The 16,979-nt window shown below is 49.9% G+C and carries 8 protein-coding genes; all 8 read right to left on the bottom strand.

Annotated elements, in window-relative coordinates:
- Positions 1 to 3: 3 nt before the first annotated feature.
- The 8 genes from ABDW72_RS09955 to ABDW72_RS09920 all read right to left on the bottom strand — a co-directional run bounded on the left by ABDW72_RS09955 (position 4) and on the right by ABDW72_RS09920 (position 16,962).
- Positions 4 to 1,161 (bottom strand): glycan-binding surface protein, encoded by a 1,158-nt coding sequence (locus tag ABDW72_RS09955; RefSeq protein WP_347158401.1) that lies wholly within the window; start codon positions 1,159 to 1,161, stop codon positions 4 to 6.
- A gap of 35 nt (positions 1,162 to 1,196) precedes the next feature.
- Positions 1,197 to 2,858, bottom strand: a complete 1,662-nt coding sequence (locus ABDW72_RS09950; RefSeq protein ID WP_347158400.1) for a RagB/SusD family nutrient uptake outer membrane protein — start codon at positions 2,856 to 2,858, stop codon at positions 1,197 to 1,199.
- Between the two features lie 19 nt (positions 2,859 to 2,877).
- A complete protein-coding gene (locus ABDW72_RS09945; protein WP_347158399.1) occupies positions 2,878 to 6,096 on the bottom strand; it encodes a SusC/RagA family TonB-linked outer membrane protein in 3,219 nt (1,072 codons plus the stop codon).
- Between the two features lie 1,165 nt (positions 6,097 to 7,261).
- Entirely contained in the window at positions 7,262 to 8,026 is a 765-nt protein-coding gene (locus ABDW72_RS09940; RefSeq protein WP_347158398.1) for a 3-keto-disaccharide hydrolase, read from the bottom strand.
- A gap of 54 nt (positions 8,027 to 8,080) precedes the next feature.
- Entirely contained in the window at positions 8,081 to 10,555 is a 2,475-nt protein-coding gene (gene galB, locus ABDW72_RS09935; RefSeq protein ID WP_347158397.1) for a beta-galactosidase GalB, read from the bottom strand.
- A 226-nt stretch (positions 10,556 to 10,781) separates the two neighbouring features.
- Positions 10,782 to 12,164, bottom strand: coding sequence for a hypothetical protein (locus tag ABDW72_RS09930; RefSeq protein WP_347158396.1), 1,383 nt, complete (start codon positions 12,162 to 12,164; stop codon positions 10,782 to 10,784).
- A gap of 130 nt (positions 12,165 to 12,294) precedes the next feature.
- The gene (locus ABDW72_RS09925) at positions 12,295 to 13,887 is read right to left on the bottom strand and encodes a RagB/SusD family nutrient uptake outer membrane protein (protein WP_347158395.1); all 1,593 of its coding nucleotides are present in this window, start codon (positions 13,885 to 13,887) and stop codon (positions 12,295 to 12,297) included.
- An 18-nt stretch (positions 13,888 to 13,905) separates the two neighbouring features.
- Positions 13,906 to 16,962 (bottom strand): SusC/RagA family TonB-linked outer membrane protein, encoded by a 3,057-nt coding sequence (locus ABDW72_RS09920; protein WP_347158584.1) that lies wholly within the window; start codon positions 16,960 to 16,962, stop codon positions 13,906 to 13,908.
- Between the last annotated feature and the right edge of the window lie 17 nt (positions 16,963 to 16,979).

Raw genomic sequence — 16,979 nt, 5'->3', positions numbered from 1 at the left:
TTTTTATTTAGCTGTTTTAGGTACCACGCGCATGTTATCCATCGCGAAGTTGGTGTTTACAGGAAGTGGCCCATGGAAAATGAACGACACGCCATAACCGGCCGGGTTGTAGGCAAAATCGTGGTTGCCCGCTAGGAAGTCCTTGAAAGGAATGCTCACCGTCTCCCACTTTCCACCGGTGCTCACATTTGGTTTCCAGTTATAGTAGATGTCGTTTCTTTCAGCACTCATGTTGTTGCCCATGTACATGTGCATCTCAGCACCGGTTAAAGGAGCCAGTGTGTTGATCTCAAACTTCAGTACATAGTCTCCTGGGTTAGCAAAAGCTGCCTGCGGGATATTTTTGGTCTCTTTTGTTACATCGCTTGCAGTAGGGGCCACCCAGAATTCAGCATAAGGGTATGCATTCAGGTTTTTATTGAAGCGAAGGAACTTGCCGTTGATAGGCTTGATATCCGCATCAGTGGTTTTGACGTAGTCGGCACCAGTCCAAAAGCCGGAAGTAGATTCATCGAAGCTGGCAATGATGTTGCGGTTATCGCGGAACCAGAAGCCCGATTTTGTCTCGCCAAAGTTGGTCGTAACCGTAATCGGACCAGGTTCGGCGCCTTCGGGTACAGTAACCTGTATCGCATCATCCTTTATGTCTACAATAGTACCTTCAACGCCGCCAGTGAACATGACGGTAGCCGGCTCATAGAAGTAGTTGCCCATGATGGTTGCCACTTCCCCTGTGTTCACATACTCACTTAACATACCCGTAATCTCCGGCTCATGAATATCTACCACAAAGTCATGCATCAGCGAATCTCCGTTGGCGAAGACAAGCTTTATCTGGTTGGTGATGTCCGTTGGAATATCTGTTGGTACGCGGGTGATAATAGAGGTATTGGTGATAAAGGTTGGGGAAAGCGACCCCTGCAGGTCGTTAAACCAGATCTCGCGGGCATCCTGCAGGTTCTCACCAATGATGGCGATCATGGCACCCTGCCCTGCCTTTGCCAGCAGCGAGTCAGATGCTGATGGCCTGGTTACCCGAATGTAGCTGATCATAGGCTTCCCACCGTTCGGGAGATCCTCATCTCCCGAACAGCTTGAAAACACTCCCACCATCGCAAAAGCGAAGAAGAGGAATAACAATGATTTATAATTCAATTTCATATAAAAGTTCTTTTTTAATGCGTAAACGACCATTGTTATTTGCCAAAATCATAAGGAACCGGCTCGTCCCGCAGCCATGGCGCCTGGCTTGCTTCGGCAGCCGGGATCGGAAGCAGGAAGTTACCTGAATTTGCCGTAGCTGTTCTTTCAGCGAACCATGAGGTCTTTATAAAATCCCATGAGGTAGGGTTTGGCATGCGGTTCGGATGCACGACAAAGAGGCCGCGGTCCTGGCTGTTGATAATGTTATAGGCTCTTTCCGGATTGAAGTAGTGAATGCGTACCAGATCATACCAGGCCAGGCCTTCCATAGCAAACTCCTTCATACGCTCATGAAACACATCCTCCCAGGTCAGCGGGCCTTCCAGTGGAGCGACACCGGCTCTTTTGCGGATCACGTTTACATACTCTAATGCTTTCGCATCGCTCGTAGACTCTCCACTTCCGATCACGGCATCGGCATAGATCAGGTACATTTCGGCTAAGCGCAGCATGTACGTATCATTCGGATAGCGCTGCGCCGCAGCCTGACCTCCCAGGTCAGCAGCCTTGCCTACCACATACTTTTTGATGTTGGCAAAGCTATTATCGCCTGTGGTAGCCGGAGCCGGAAAGATCAGCTCTTGCTCTTTCTGGTTACCATCGGCATCTCTAACGGTTTGCGAGATCTCCGGGTAATGGAAGCCGGGCAGCATATACGTTGCTTTGAGCCGGGTATCATTAGTAAAACCATCTTCAAACAAGCCATCATAGAGGCTCAGCTGCCACCAGGAGGCGCTCAGGTCACCGCCCCAGCCATCGCCGTTGGCAATGTCGTTGCTATAAGTGATCTGCGACACCATGGTATTGGCATAGCCATAGTTAGTAGTGTACACCCACTGCTGCTCAAAAAGCGACTCAGCATTGTTGTCGTATGGGAACTTAAAAAGATCAGCATAGTTTGCCAGCAGCGCATTACCACTCATAGTAATTACTCTTTCGGCATACTCCTTTGCTTTGTCGAGGTACTCCTGGTTCATGCTACCGCCTACTCCAGCTCTGGTCAGGTACGTACGGGCCAGCATTCCCTCAGCCGACCACTTGGTAACTCTGCCGGGCTGTAAAGGAGTAGATGGAAGATTTTCAGCAGCATAGAGGTAGTCTCGTGTAATAAATTCCCACACGCTTTCCACGTCATTCCGCTTCACCTGCGGCGAATTAAGCAGGTCTACGTTGTTTTCGATGATAGGCACCGGGCCATAGTTCATCACCAACATAGCGTATGCAGTAGCACGCATAAAGCGGGCTTCGGCAATAACATGCTTCTTGATCGCATCAGAAACGCCTGCGCCGGCATAACGCTCTACGTTTTGGATGAGCGTATTCGACTGGCCCACTACAATCCAGAAAGCACGGTACGCCTGGCTGTTTGACGTTGAAACTTCTGTGGTATTAAATAATACGTCGTCGCGGTATCCCCAGGCACGGAAGGTTGTACCTGCGCGCAGGTCTCCCAGCGCCCAAGAGGCCTGATCTACATAGTCTTTCCACACTACACTGTAAAGGGGGGCTGATGCCGCCAGCAGCTGGTCATCAGTTTTAAAGAAGTTGGCATCTACCAACGTATCCTGTGGCGGCCTCTCCAGGAATTCCTTGTCACAGCCCGAAAAAACGGACATGGTCAGAAGCGCGCCTACATATAAGAATTTATTTTTCATGTTGCTTTTTGCGTTTTAATTAAAAATCGATCCCAACGTTTACAGAGTAAACCGGTGTGAGCGGGTAACGTCCGTAGTCAACGCCGATTGCAGCACTTCCGGTGGTTGCATTGGCACCTACATAAGACCCAACTTCCGGGTCATAGCCTGAATAATGTGTTAAGGTGTACACGTTCTGGGCGCTAACTCCAATTCTGGCTCCTTTGATATACTTAAGTTTATCTACCGCAACGCTAGGCAGGTTGTAGCTTAGGGTAACGTTCTTCAATCTTAAGTAAGATCCGTCCTCTACATACTTGTCTGTGTGGCGCTGGAAGTTGTTGTTCTTGTTACCTCCTGACATGCGGGCCACAGTAGTTTCCGGGTTCGAAAGGAATGGACGCAGGTGATCCGGATCATCGTCACTGTAGGTTACTCTGGCATAATCGAAAGCACCTATAAACAGGTTACGGCCCAGGTTGATGTTGTTCGGGTTCGTGTTTTCGTTGCGCAGGTAATTGTAGATGTCGTTGCCGGACTGGCCGGTGATCAGCACGCTCAGATCAAAACCTTTGTAAGAGAAGGTGTTGGTAAAACCAGCGGTAAAATCTGGATAAGGATTGCCAATAAAGGTCTGGTCTTCACCAGTGATGATTCCGTCACCGTTGATGTCCTTATACTTCACATCACCTACCCAGATGCTGTTCTCAGCAATAGGGAACTCGTTGCCATTGTTATCAGCTGGCAAAGCGCTGTTCTCCAGCTCTTCTACCGACTGGAAGATGCCTTCCTCTACATAACCATAGAACAACCAAGGTGCTTCGCCAACAACTGTTCGCTGCGTCCAGTTATTCATCCACCAGTTGATCTTGTCGATCTGGCTGGTTTCGGTGGTTAAGCTTTTCACCACTGTTTTGTTATGCGACAGGTTGAAATTAGAGGACCACTTGAAATCAGCATTATCGATGTTTATCGTGTTCAGGCTAAAGGTCCAGCCTTTGTTCTGTAAGGAGCCGATGTTAACACTAGGCGGGTTGATGGCGCCATTACCGTTTGTGCCCATGTACCATGGCAGCGAGCTGTCCATGATCAGGTTATCGGTATTCTTAATATAATAGTCAGCCTCTAACTGCACGCGGTTCTCAAACAAACCCAGGTTAACACCAAAGTTGTTGGTCTTGGTCTCTTCCCACTGGAAGTTAGGGTTTGGATAACGGCTGGCAATGAAGCCAGTTCCCCACGGAGTAGGTCCGGGCGACAAGGTACCGTAAATTGCGCCGCTGCCACCCTGGTTACCTGTTAAGCCTATTTCGTAGCGAAGTCTGAAATCACTTACGAACGGAACCTGGAAGAAGTCTTCTTCCGACACACGCCAGGCAGCTGACAAAGCGGGGAAGTAACCCCATCTGTTTTCAGGACCGAAGTTAACAGAACCGTCTGCACGGAAAGTGCCTGTTACTACATACCGGTCGTTGAAGTTATAGATCACCCTGCCCAGGTAAGACTCCATTGCCCAGTCGCCGTGGCCACCATTGGATACACTGGTCAGCACATCACCCGCGTTCAGATCAATCACATCATTGGTCTGAAAACCACGTCGTTCACCGGAAAGATTCCTCCAGTTTGACTCTTGTGCTTCATGTGATGCCATCAGATCAAAGCTGTGTTGGCCAAACTTTCTTTTGTAGGTCAGCATCTGGTTCCAGTTCCAGTAAGTATTCAGGCTGTTATTGTTATTCAATACAGCTACTGCGTTTTGCTGGTAACCAAACTGGTAGGTCGGCAGGAAATAGGTAGAATTTGAGAAATTTACATTGCCGTTGAAAGAAGTATTAAACTCGAGGCCGTCCAGTATCTTAAAAAATACGGTTCCACCGCCCAGTAACTGCCTTCTGGTCAAATCATTTTGCGTGATATTGGCCAGACCAATTGGGTTGGGTGGCGAAAACTGCTCGGCAGTGTTAGTTGCTGTTACCACACCACCGCCATACGTACCGTTCAGGTTCCGAACCGGGATGTGAGGAGCCAGCTGAATGGCTCTTGTAATGATGTCTGACTGAGTGGTAGAAAGGCTCTCATCTGTTTGAGCATAGTTGATGTTTGTCTGAAACCGCAACCACTCTTTTGCCTTGTTATCTAAGTTTAAGCGAAGCGAATAGCGGTTGAAGCCTGAGCCAAGCGCTATACCATTCTGGTCTAAATATTCACCTGACAGGTAGTAAACTGTTTTGTCGCTACCACCGCTGAGGCTTACCTGATGCTTTTGCATCGGAGCGCTCTGAAACAGTTCATCCTGCCAGTCTGTACCGGTACCTAATAAAGAAGGGTCCAGAAAGTCTTCGCGCACGTTACCACCTGCTATGGCCTTATACTCATTGTCCATTTGGGCATATTCGCGCAGGTTCATCACGCTAAGCTCTTTCGGAGCGGTCTGGATACTATAAAGGTAAGCGTAATTGATCTTTATCTCGCCTGCCTGGCCACGCTTAGTGGTAATCAGCACCACGCCATTAGTTGCTCTGGAGCCATACACTGCCGTAGCAGAGGGACCTTGCAAAATTTCCATACTAGCAATATCCGCAGGGTTCAGCGTAGACAATGGGTTAGATCCGGAAGGAGAAGTAGAACCGGCGATCTGCACCCCGTCAATCACGTAAAGCGGCTCATTTGACCCGCCAATCGTGTTAATGCCTCTGATGTTAACCGAAATACCACCACCTGGCGCACCAGTGTTCTGGGTTACATACACACCAGCCGCACGGCCCTGAATGGCTTGCTCGATGGTAGTGTTTACCGTTTTGTTGATGGCCTCAGATGTGATGGTTGTCTGGGCACCCGTTACATCGCTCTTTCGTACCTCGCCATATCCTGTTACCACTACTTCATCCAGTAATTTTTGGTCCGGAGCAAGCGCCACATTTATTTGGGAACGGCCGTTTACCGGCACTTCCTGCGATTTGAAACCGATGTACGAAACGATCAGCACCGCATCATCAGCGGCCTGCACTGTAAAGTTGCCATCCACATCGGTGATAGCACCGGTAGAAGTTCCTTTAACACTAACACTTACCCCAGGAAGGCCTGTGTTATCAGCGGCAGAGGTGATTTTGCCTTTTATTGTTTGCGGTGTTTGTGCAAAGCTGGCAAAGCTTTGTAGCAACAAAATGGCTAACAGCACAGAAACCATCCGCCATTTGTTCAAGAAATTCAAAACAGGATTATTTCCCGAATAATCTCTGTAATAGTACAAATATCTCATAAAATCTTCTTAGGTTTTTGAATAAAGTAAAATTGGTTTAGTTAGTATTTTTTAGTGCTTCATCGTTTATTTCGGGTATTGTTTGATGTTTCTGATTTATGCATTACCTAACGTTGTAATCAGCAAGCCAAGCGAGGTTTAAACTTCGTCGTGCATCCATTCAAAGTATACATGTTTTATATATTTGAGTAATCACTTATCGCCTCGCCAACACCGTAAAAATTGGTTCTCCATCAGAACATCTTCAATAACACTGGTTGCTTTCCCTCTAAAAAGGAGTGTTATACTTGTTCAGGCTCCCTCAACCTTGAATTCTGCTCTGCCTCGTAACGCTGCCTTCATTCTGGTAAGTTCAACTCTTGCCGGAACACCAGCTTAACAGCTTTCACTTTACTTCTCTTACAGGAATAAAGCGTAGTTGTTCTTTAATCAATGCAAGCTATCCTGGAACAAATATAACGATTTATACTAGCAACGGATACACAAAGTAGTAATACAAAATTATCAATTCTTAGCAGTAAGACGCTAAAACAGCAATTATGCAGCTCCTGTTAAACTTCGAAGTTCTTACAATTAATCATTGCAGCAGCTATATAGCCCTTTGTTGCGGCTTCCAGTTGCCGTTATATTGTATAGTTCTTGATTAGCAGTTTTACATCATACTTCTGCTATTTTAATAACACCATTTATATGCTATAGCACATTTTGCTTGCATAAGTATCTTTACAAATTATGCCTTGGGGCTATTGTTGTATGAAATGGTTTTGGCTTCAAAGCATAACTGGTGCGAACGAAGCCTTATTATTACAACCTAAATGTACCAAAGGAAAGGATTAGATGAGGGTATAATTTGTTTCAGACTAGTGGCTATAATGTTAACAGCACCTGAAGTACAGGCTTCTATTAGCTAAAAACGGCGAATGATATGAGTTGGTGCTGTGCTAAAGGAGCAGAGGCTAAGGGTAGCCATTCATGATCTTTAGGGTTGAAACAGCATGGATAGCAAACAAAACCTCAGAGGATTGGACACACAAAATGCGTCCGATCCTCTGAGGTACCTGGTTTTGAAATGCTTCTGATCAAGGTCTATCGTATCGGGCAACTCAGACTGTCCTGAGCACCGCTCCTCGTTATCACTGCTTAATGCAACTTGACTTTCCGCTAGCTATAGTTCTCTTATCCAGATGTTGCGGTACTGCACGGGGTTGCCGTGGTCCTGCAGGGTGATAGGTGCTTTGCCGTGTTGCTTATACTCCGGCAACCCGATATACTCGGTAGGTCCTTTGACCTCCACGTTGTTTTGCACCAGCACACCATTGTGCAGCACGGTTACGCGGGCAGGAGTAAAAACAGAGCCATCTTCTTTGAAGCGCGGTGCCGTATAGATGATGTCATACACGTTCCATTCGGTTGGCTTGCGCGTGACATTTACGAGCGGCCGGTGCTGCTTATAGATGCTGCCTGCCTGTCCGTTGGCGTACGTACGGTTATTGTACGAATCAAGCACCTGCACTTCGTAGCGGTCCTGCAAAAAGATACCGCTATTGCCTCGTCCCTGGCTTTCGCCTTTCACTTCGTCGGGCGCGCTCCACTCAATGTGCAGCTGAAAGTCCTGGAAATCTTTTTTAGTGGAGATATCGCCTTTGCCCACTGTAAAAGCATTGTCCTTCACGGGCCATTTAGCTTCACTGCCTTCGCTCTTGGCTTTCCACTGCGACAGGTTCTTGCCATCAAACAAAACGATAGCATCGGCAGGAGCAGCGGTGCCGACGCCTGGCGTTACCACACGCACTTCCGGTTCCCAGAACTCAGTCATTTCAGGTTCCATCTTGGGCGGCTTTGGGGTGTTCTGGGCCTGCGTTTGGGTGTAAGCGCACAAGCCTACCGCTACTGTTGCCATTAAGGCTTTTTTAAAAAGCGTCCTGTTCATCTGTTCCTTTTAAATTTTATGAAGGCCGGTGAAGTATACACTGGCAGTTGTAAATTATTTTTTTAGATTAATACGTATAGTCGCTGGCGCCAGTCCTTCGGAAGTAGCTGTCAGCTTTACCTCGCCGGCTTCCTCCTGCGCTTGCACAATGGCAAGGGCTTTGCCGTTGAAAGCCTTACGGGAGTTGCCTTTAAATGACTCCATACTTGTCTCCAGGCCATTGTCCACGCCGGCTATACTTGCCTTGCCGTCCAGTTTGAACTGCACCAGGTTATTTGCATTCGGCACCTCTACCCCATCTTTGTCTACAATGCGTACCGTCACAAACGACAGGTCTTTGCCATCTGCTTTGATACTGCTCCTATCGGCTTCCAGTATGATTTTAGCAGGTGTGCCGGCCGTTTTGATTTCCTGCGTCAGCACCTCTTTGCCATTCTTCCGCGATACGGCACGTAAAGTTCCAGGCACAAACTTCAGGCGCCACATCACGTGCAGGTCATCGCCTTGCTTCTTTTTAGTACCCAGCGACTTACCGTTCAGGAATAGCTCTACCTCATCGGCGTTGTTGTAATAAGCCCAAACATCGATCGTTTTGCCGGGTTCCCAGTTCCAGTGCGGAAATACATGCAGCACCGGCTCATCTGTCCATTCGCTTTTATACATGTAGTAGGTGTCTTTCGGGAAACCGGCCAGGTCTACCACCCCAAAGTAGGAGCTGCGGGCTGGCCACTCATAAGGCGTTGGCTCGCCAATATAGTCGAAGCCCGTCCAGATATACATGCCGGAGAGAAAGGGATACTTCTTGATTTCTTTCCAGGTTTCCTCGTGCGTGGAGCCCCATGGCGCACTCACGTTGTCGTAAGATGACACGGTTAGGTCCGGGTTGCCGTCGTGGAACGGGATGTCCCAGCGGATGGGCCAACGGCGGATGCTGTCGGAAGGCATGTTGTACACGCCGCGTGTTGCCAGTGCCGACGTTGTTTCGGTGGCTATAAACTTCTGGCCGGGGAAGTTCTTCGGGAAGTCTTTGTAGAGTTCGTGGTGATAGTTGAAGCCCACCAGGTCCAGTACACCGGATTTATAGATGTTGTTATTCGGCTGCGGATCGTTCAGGGCAGAGGTGATGGGGCGGGTTTTGTCGAGATTCTTAACAATGCCAGCCAGCTCTCTCGTGATCTTCGGCCCGGCAATACTATCCCACTGCTCCGGTATCTCGTTGCCGATGCTCCAGATAAATACGCTCGGGTGGTTGCGATCGCGGCGGATAAAATCCTCCAGGTCACGCTTGTGCCACTTATCCCAATGCGTGCTGTAATCATACTTACTTTTGCCTTTCTGCCACATGTCAAAGGCTTCATCCATTACAATAAAGCCCATCTTGTCGCAGAGGTCCAGTAGTTCGGGAGCGGGCGGGTTATGCGAGGTGCGGATGCCGTTGACACCCATGCCACGCAGAATTTCCAGTTGGCGTTCCAATGCACGCGTGTTCACGGCAGCACCCAGCGCGCCGAGGTCGTGGTGGTTGCAAACACCCAGTATTTTCATCGGCTTGCCATTCAGCGAAAAGCCTTTCTGCGCATCAAATTCAAAAGTCCGGATGCCCAGTGGCGTTTCATAGTTGTCCACTACCTGGCCGCCTTGCTTCACCCGCGACACCACCTTGTACAAGTATGGCTGTGCTACCGACCACAGTTTAGGGTTTGATACCTTTAGCTGCTGCTCCACCTCTGTGGTGCTGTCGGTCAGTTGCAAGCCTTCGGCTGTGGTAGAGGCCACCTCGTTGCCTGCCGCATCATACACCACCGTTTGCAACGTATAAGGGCCTTGCTGATCGCTTTGATTGTGGATATTAGTTTTGATCTCAATGCTCGCGGCCCCCTCATCTACATGCGGCGTGGTCACATAAGTGCCCCACTGGCTCACGTACACCGGGTTGGTTTTTACGAGCCATACGTTGCGGTAAATGCCCGAGCCGGAGTACCAGCGGGAGTTAGGCTGCTGTGCATTGTCTACTTTTACTGCAATGGTATTGGCCTGGTCGCCATACGTCAGGTAAGGTGTGAGTTCGTAGCGGAAAGAACTATAGCCGTAGGGGCGCTTGCCCAGGTAGTGGCCGTTGATCCATACTTCGCTGTTGGTATAAACCCCATCGAAGTCGATAAAGAACAGCTTACCTTTATCAGCCTCATTAACTGTGAAGTTTTTCCGATACCAGCCAATGCCGCCGGGTAACGCGCCGCCACCTGTTCCGGCCGGGTTATCCTTGCTGAAGCTGCTTTCCACGCTCCAATCATGCGGAAGGTTCAACTGCCGCCAACCGGCATCACTAAAGCCGGGTTCCTCCGCATGCGCAGTATCGCCTAGATGGAACGTCCAGCCTTTGTCGAAGTCGGTCCGCTCCCGCACAGTGGCGCTGGCAGACTCCCCGGTAGAGGTAGTTTTGCAGGCGTACAAGGTAAACATGGCGATCAGGATAAGTGCGAATTTAAGGCCGTTTGCAGCGGCGCTTTTAAAAACATGTTGCATCATCAGAGGCTTCTATAGCTGTTTTGGTAAGGCGGAATAAATATACAACGTATAAGTGCAGCAGGCAGCATCAAATGTTTCCGGTATGGAGACTAAATGTTAATATATCTTAAGAAGCGGTCAATCTGCTCGGACTAAAAACAAAAGTGGAGCAAAGGCTACTTCCCCTGCTCCACTTTTGTTTCCTGCCGGTTCTGCTAATTACAGCACCAGGATGAAAGCCATAGACTTAAGGTAAAATGTAGTGGAAAGCCAGCCACTCATCTTTTCCGGCGTCATAGCTGGTACCAAACCAAATTCCTTTGCTCTGGTACTCACCCGGGAAAGCCTTTACTACTTTTATAGTATTTGCCGCCGGGTTCATCCAGTTGCCCGGATTCTGAAGCAGCGTGTTCCCATCACTCAGCGTAATTTCATTCGTATCTTCTTTGATAGTGAAGGTACCTGTCGTTAAGGTTCCGTTCTGATAGCGGCTGTAGTTGTTCGTTCCTCCAAACTGATCGAACCGAATCCAGGAATCCGCAACGGCTGTTACCCAGGCATTATTCCAGCCCCAATCCTGGGAAGATGCGGCACCGGTGGTCCATCCCTTGCCGTGTGCTATCCAGTCAACCGGATTGCCTGCCACGTCTAGTTTCCACATGCGGCCAGAAGAAGGTCCTCCGGTTAGCATGTTGAGCAACTCGCCCGCAGCAAACTTCGGATCAAAGCCTGCATCCGGACCTGTTTCCGCCGGCGCCTCCGGCACATAGTTATCGGCATACTCCTTCGAAATAAAATTCCATACATACAGGTAGTCACCTTCGCTGTTGGTGCGGCGTACCCCCACCTGCAGTGCGTTTTCTGTTAAGGATAATACCACCAGATTGTTGTTCCAGTTCTTGGCATTTGCAATAAAGCCGGTCGAGCGAAGTATGGTTGCATCGGTGGTACTGAGCGTGTGCTCTTTGGCATTGAAAGAGAACGTTCCTTTTTCATTCACCCCTTCCGATACTTTATGGGTAGTCAGGATAGGGCCTCCCTTCAGGCTGAAGGTCATGGTGCTGGCAGTATCCGCCGCCGGGATCAGCCAGGTATTGTCAGCATAAGCTGGCGCCCAGCCAAGCTTTGCAGTGCCGGCCTGCATTTCGTTCCAGGTAGTGAGCGGCTCATAGTAGTATACGGGGCCGTCGAATATGCCGTGCCCGCCATAGTCCAGCACCCATGTTTTCTCCTTCCCTACGCCCCCGGTCAGGTTGGTCCACAACGGATCGTTCACATAGTTGAGGTTGTCCTTTGTTACCTGCACGGTAACAGGGTCCATCTCTACCACGCCGCCAGCTGTGAGGGCAGAAAACTTGATAACATAGTCGCCCTGAAAGGCAAAATGGACCGTATCCACCATGCGGTTGGAGCGTCCGGTTCCATAATCCCACATCGATACGGTGCCGGGTGTTTCGTTGATCAGGATAACGGTGTTGCCGCCCGGATCGGCTTCGAGGTCCTGCACCACTTTAAAATGAATTTCGGACCTGTCGAGCATTCTGCCCAGGTCATGATCGTCATCCTGGCACGCGGAAAAGAAGAACACCGGCGCAAGAAGCAGTAACAATAGTATTCGGAAGTTTTTCATCTGTTTATATCTTAAATGTTCAGATGGAACCTGTCTGGATCAACACAACAGCTATTCTGCAGCAAGCAGCGCGAGAACTTTTCTTGTATTGATACAAACAGGTTTCATACATTGACAGCATCGTTACGCCTTACCATCCCGGATTTTGCTGCAGCACGCCATTGGATAGCGTAATCTGCGTATAGGGGATTTGCTGCAGGCCTTGCGTTTGCAGCAGGTTGCTGCCCGCTATGGTTTTGGTAGCCGTCGTACCGCCGTTCTGTACCGTAGTAGTTTCGGCAACAGCGGCAGCAGCCACATCTACCCCCTGGCGCAGCAGGTCCCAGTAACGAAGCGCTTCAAAGGCAAACTCGAGGCGGCGCTCCTTCATGATGTTTGCTTCTGTTACTGGTAAGGCTGTAAAATTGTCCTTGTAAGCACGTTGCCGCACGGCATCAAAATAGGCTTGTGCGTTGGCACTGCCCAGCTCCGCGGCCATCAGCAGCACATCCGCGTAGCGGATCGAAACGAAGTCCTGAAACTGGCCAATCATAAAGTTGGTGCCCCCCAGGTTAACAGGAATGCTGTTGCCGTCCTCATCCACCATCGGGGTATACTTCTTTATGTAATAGCCGGTATATTCGCGCTGCTTATTTTTGCTCTTGAAGTCGATATTTTCATCGGTGATCGAGATGATGGAAGCTGTTTTGCGGGTGTCATTGTCGCTGTAGGCATTCCAGAGCTCCGGGTTAACAGTACCTCCTCCCCATCCGTTTCCATAGGGGTAGCTGGCTTGCTCCCGTAAGCCGAGCATCACCATCCACTGGTTGCCGTCTACGTTGCCGTTGTAGTCGCTGGTATAGGTATATTTGATGGCAAAAACGGTTTCCTTATTATCCTCTCCGGCATAATCTGCCACCGACGCCGCTGGCCACAGGTCGGCATAGTCGCTCACCAGACCAAAGCCTCCGTTCGTGATCACGTCCTCTAAGTAAGCCAGCGCCTGTGTTTTGTCTACTACACCTGCCAGATCAGCCTTTTTATAATAGCCGGTATAGTAGAGGTACACACGCCCCATCAGTGCTTCCGCAGCCCATTTGGTAACGCGGCCGTATGTTTCCGGGTTCTGGGACGTGTAAGCAGTGGCAGGCAGGTTCTCGGCTGCAAACTTGAGGTCTTCGGCAATCACCTTATATACTTCTTCGGGCGCTGCCTGCGGCACGTTCTCGGCCGATGGCTCCGTGAGCAGCGGAATGTTACCCCACAGCCGCACCATATCAAAGTATAGGAATGCCCGCAAGTACCTGGCCTCTGACTCATAGGTGTTGCGCAGCTCTTCCTTACCGGTCCAGTCTATCTGGTCCATCTTGCTGAGGAGGGTGTTGCAGCGGAGTACGGCACTGTAGTAAGCGGCCCAGTTGTCGCCAAACAGGTTCTGATCTGAAGGAGAACGCGATCTGTCAAACTCATCCAGCATCTGGTAGCCATACCCGTCTGAGTTTCCTGTGCCTCCAAAGGCATTGTCGGAGAGCACGATGGAAGCCACCGGGAAGCTGACGCCACCAGCCCATACGCGTTGTAAGCCGTCGTAGCACCCTACCAGGGCTTTGTAAGCATCTTCTGGCGTCCGGTAGAAGTTGGTATCGGTAACAGTGGTGATGGGCTCTGTATCCAGAAAATCATCTTTACAGGACCCGAGGGACAGAATACCGAATGTCAGGACTAATACTTTTATATTTTTCATACGTTTACAATTCAATTCTTAAAACTTAAGATTTGCGCCAATCATCACTGTTCTAGGTCTTGGGTAATAGCCCAGGTCCACGCCCTGCGAAAAGCCGATACTGTAGCCAATCTCCGGGTCCATTCCTTCGTATTTTGTGAAAGTATAGAGGTTCTGTACAGAAGCGTAAATGCGTACCTGGCTCAGGTAGCTCTTCTTGATCATTTTGCCAAAATCATAGCCAACGGTTAGGTTACTGATGCGCAGGAAGTCGCCGTCGTGCACATACAGGTCCGAGAAATTGGTCCAGTTGCGGGCATCCTCTGTTACACGCGGCATGGTGTTAGAGGAGCCTGGTCCATGCCAGCGATCCAGAATGGCCGAGGTATAGTTGGCATACTGGTTGGCCTGGTTGCGGTACGACTGCACAATCTGGTTACCGGCAACACCGGAAGCCAGCAAAGAAAAGTCGAACCCTTTGTAATCAGCCGAAAGCGTAAGGCCGAAAGTATAATCCGGGTTAGGATTGCCGATAATGGTTCTGTCCTGGTCGTTGATGATGCCGTCGCCGTTCTGGTCCACATACTTCACGTCGCCCGGCTCAGCATTTGGCTGAAGCTGCCCGCCATCCGGAGACCTGTAGGTAGCAACCTCTTCTTCGTTCTGGAAAATACCGGCAGTCTGCAAGCCCCAGAAGTAGCCGATCGGATAACCATTCTGTGCTCTGTAGAACTCCAGCGAGTTGTCGAACAGTTGGTTTGCCTCGCCATGTATGATGCCATCGGCAGTAGGAATGCGGCCTACTTTGTTTTTGTTGTAAGCCCCGTTTACGCCAACCGAATAGTTGAACTCGCCGATGTTATCGTTGTAGGTCAGGCCAAGTTCCACGCCGGTGTTCTTTACGTCGCCTCCGTTAATAAAAGGAGGGGCAGCACCGGCAGTGGCTAAGATAGGTGCTTCGATGAGCCAGTCTTTGGTGGTTTTATCGTACCAGTCAAAGTTCACATCCAGTTTGCTGTTCAGGAAACGGGCATCAAAGCCGATGTCTGTTTGCTCTGAGGTTTCCCATCTCACATCAGGGTTACCCAGACGGCTTGGATAAGCGCCAGGCGTCAGCACACCTTCTTTGGTGCCGAAAGTATAGTTGGTGTAAGCAAAGGCAACCGGTGCCAGGTACTGGAAGAAGTTGATGTTCTGGTTACCAACCTGTCCCCAGCTGGCGCGGAGTTTAAAGAAACTCATCCAATCCTGCGTGTCCTGCATGAACGACTCGTTCGAGATCACCCAACCTGCAGAAACAGAAGGGAAATAGCCCCAGCGGTTGCCTTTGGCAAAGCGCGAAGACCCATCAGCCCGGAAAGTGGTATTCAGCAGGTAAGTTTCTTTGTAGTTATAGTTCAGCCTTCCGAAGTAAGACATTCTTCTGTCCTGCGGATAGGGAGAACCGGTAACAGACATGTAAGGAGCACCAAGGCTGTTAGTAGAGTTTGAGAGCCAGGCATGCTCCAGGTCGTTGAAGACCAGGTCGGTGTTGCTGCCGTAGATGCTGCTGCCGTCATTCTGGTAGGCAGATGTACCCACCATTACTTCAAAAGCGTGGTCCTCATTGAGGTTAAAGTTATAGGTCAGTAAGTTGTCCCAGAGCAAGGTTCTGCCTTTCCCCAGCGACTGGTTTACGCGGGTGGTGTTGTTAAAGGCGTAAGCAGATAAGGTATAAGTTGGGGCAAAAGAGCGGCTTTCGTTGGCACCATAATCCAGGCCTATGCTGGTTCTGAACCGCAGGTTTTTAAGCGGCTGCACCAGCAGGTACATATCTCCTAACAAGCGCTGATTGTTTCGTTTGTTCTGGTTGCCATACACCATCTGCGCATACGGGTTGGCCTCGCCGGTATTCCACGTGGAATTGCTGTTGTCGTAAAAATTTCCGTTCTCATCATACATCGGCACAAACGGGCTGGTATTAAAAGCGCCGCGCAGCGAGTTGTTGTACTGGTTGCCTACCCCGATACCATTGTTATTGATGTAAGCAAAGGTCAGGTGCTCTCCTACTTTTATCACATCCTTGTACAGGCTGTGTTCTGAGTTGATGAGCAAGTTGTAGCGTTCATAGTTGGAAAGGCTCTTGCCCCCTACAATGCCTTCCTGCGAAGTATAGCCAAGAGAAGTAGAGAAGGTTGAGTTTTCAGAGCCCCCGCTCACGCCCAGCGTGTAGCTTTGGGTAACGGCGTTCTTTACAAACATCTCATCCATCCAGTTAGTACCTTCTCCCATCGCTCCAATCTGCTCATTGGTAAAGTAAGGCAGCTTGCCGGAGTTCACAGCGGCCTCGTTCATAATCGCGGCGTACTCGCTTGAATTCAGCATATCGGCCTTTCTAGCAATGTTCTGCAGCCCATAGTAGGTATCAAACGTGATCTTGGCCGGCTGTCCTGATTTGCCTTGCCGTGTCGTGATCAACACCACGCCGTTAGCTGCCTGCGATCCGTAAATGGCAGCAGAGGCTGCATCTTTCAGCACATCAATAGAGGCAATATCCGCCGGGTTCAGGTATGAAATATCACCTGTCAGCACGCCATCCACTACATAAAGCGGCCCGGCATTCCCCACAGTACCCAGGCCACGCACAATCACCCGCATTCCCTCTCCGGGCTGGCCGGAAGTAGATGCGATCTGCACGCCCGGTGCCTGGCCCTGCAAGGCCTGCAAAGCGTTTGTGGTGCTTTGCTTCTGAATGTCCTCGCCCGAAACCTGCGTTGTAGCGCCAGTTACCAGCTTTTTCTGCTGTGTACCATAGCCTACTACTACCACTTCTTCCAGTGCCTGCACATCTTCGCCCAAGGCTACATCTATCACTGATCGGTTGTTCACCGGCACTTCCTGCGGCTTAAATCCGGTAAAGGAATACACCAGCGTTACATCACCAGCAGGCACTTCCAACTGGTAGTTACCCTCTACATCAGAAGCTGTTCCCTTGCTAGGGTCGCTTTTCACGCGCACGCTTACTCCAGGCAATCCGGTTCCATCAGCCTGGGAGGTTACCCGCCCCCGGACAACTTGTTGCGCATATACTGTTCCGCATAAGCAGCACAGTAACATTAGCGTAAGTAATTTCC

Origin of the sequence: Pontibacter chitinilyticus, assembly GCF_039748935.1 — a bacterium.
GTDB lineage: Bacteria > Bacteroidota > Bacteroidia > Cytophagales > Hymenobacteraceae > Pontibacter > Pontibacter chitinilyticus.
This window is presented reverse-complemented; position numbering and strand designations above follow the sequence as displayed.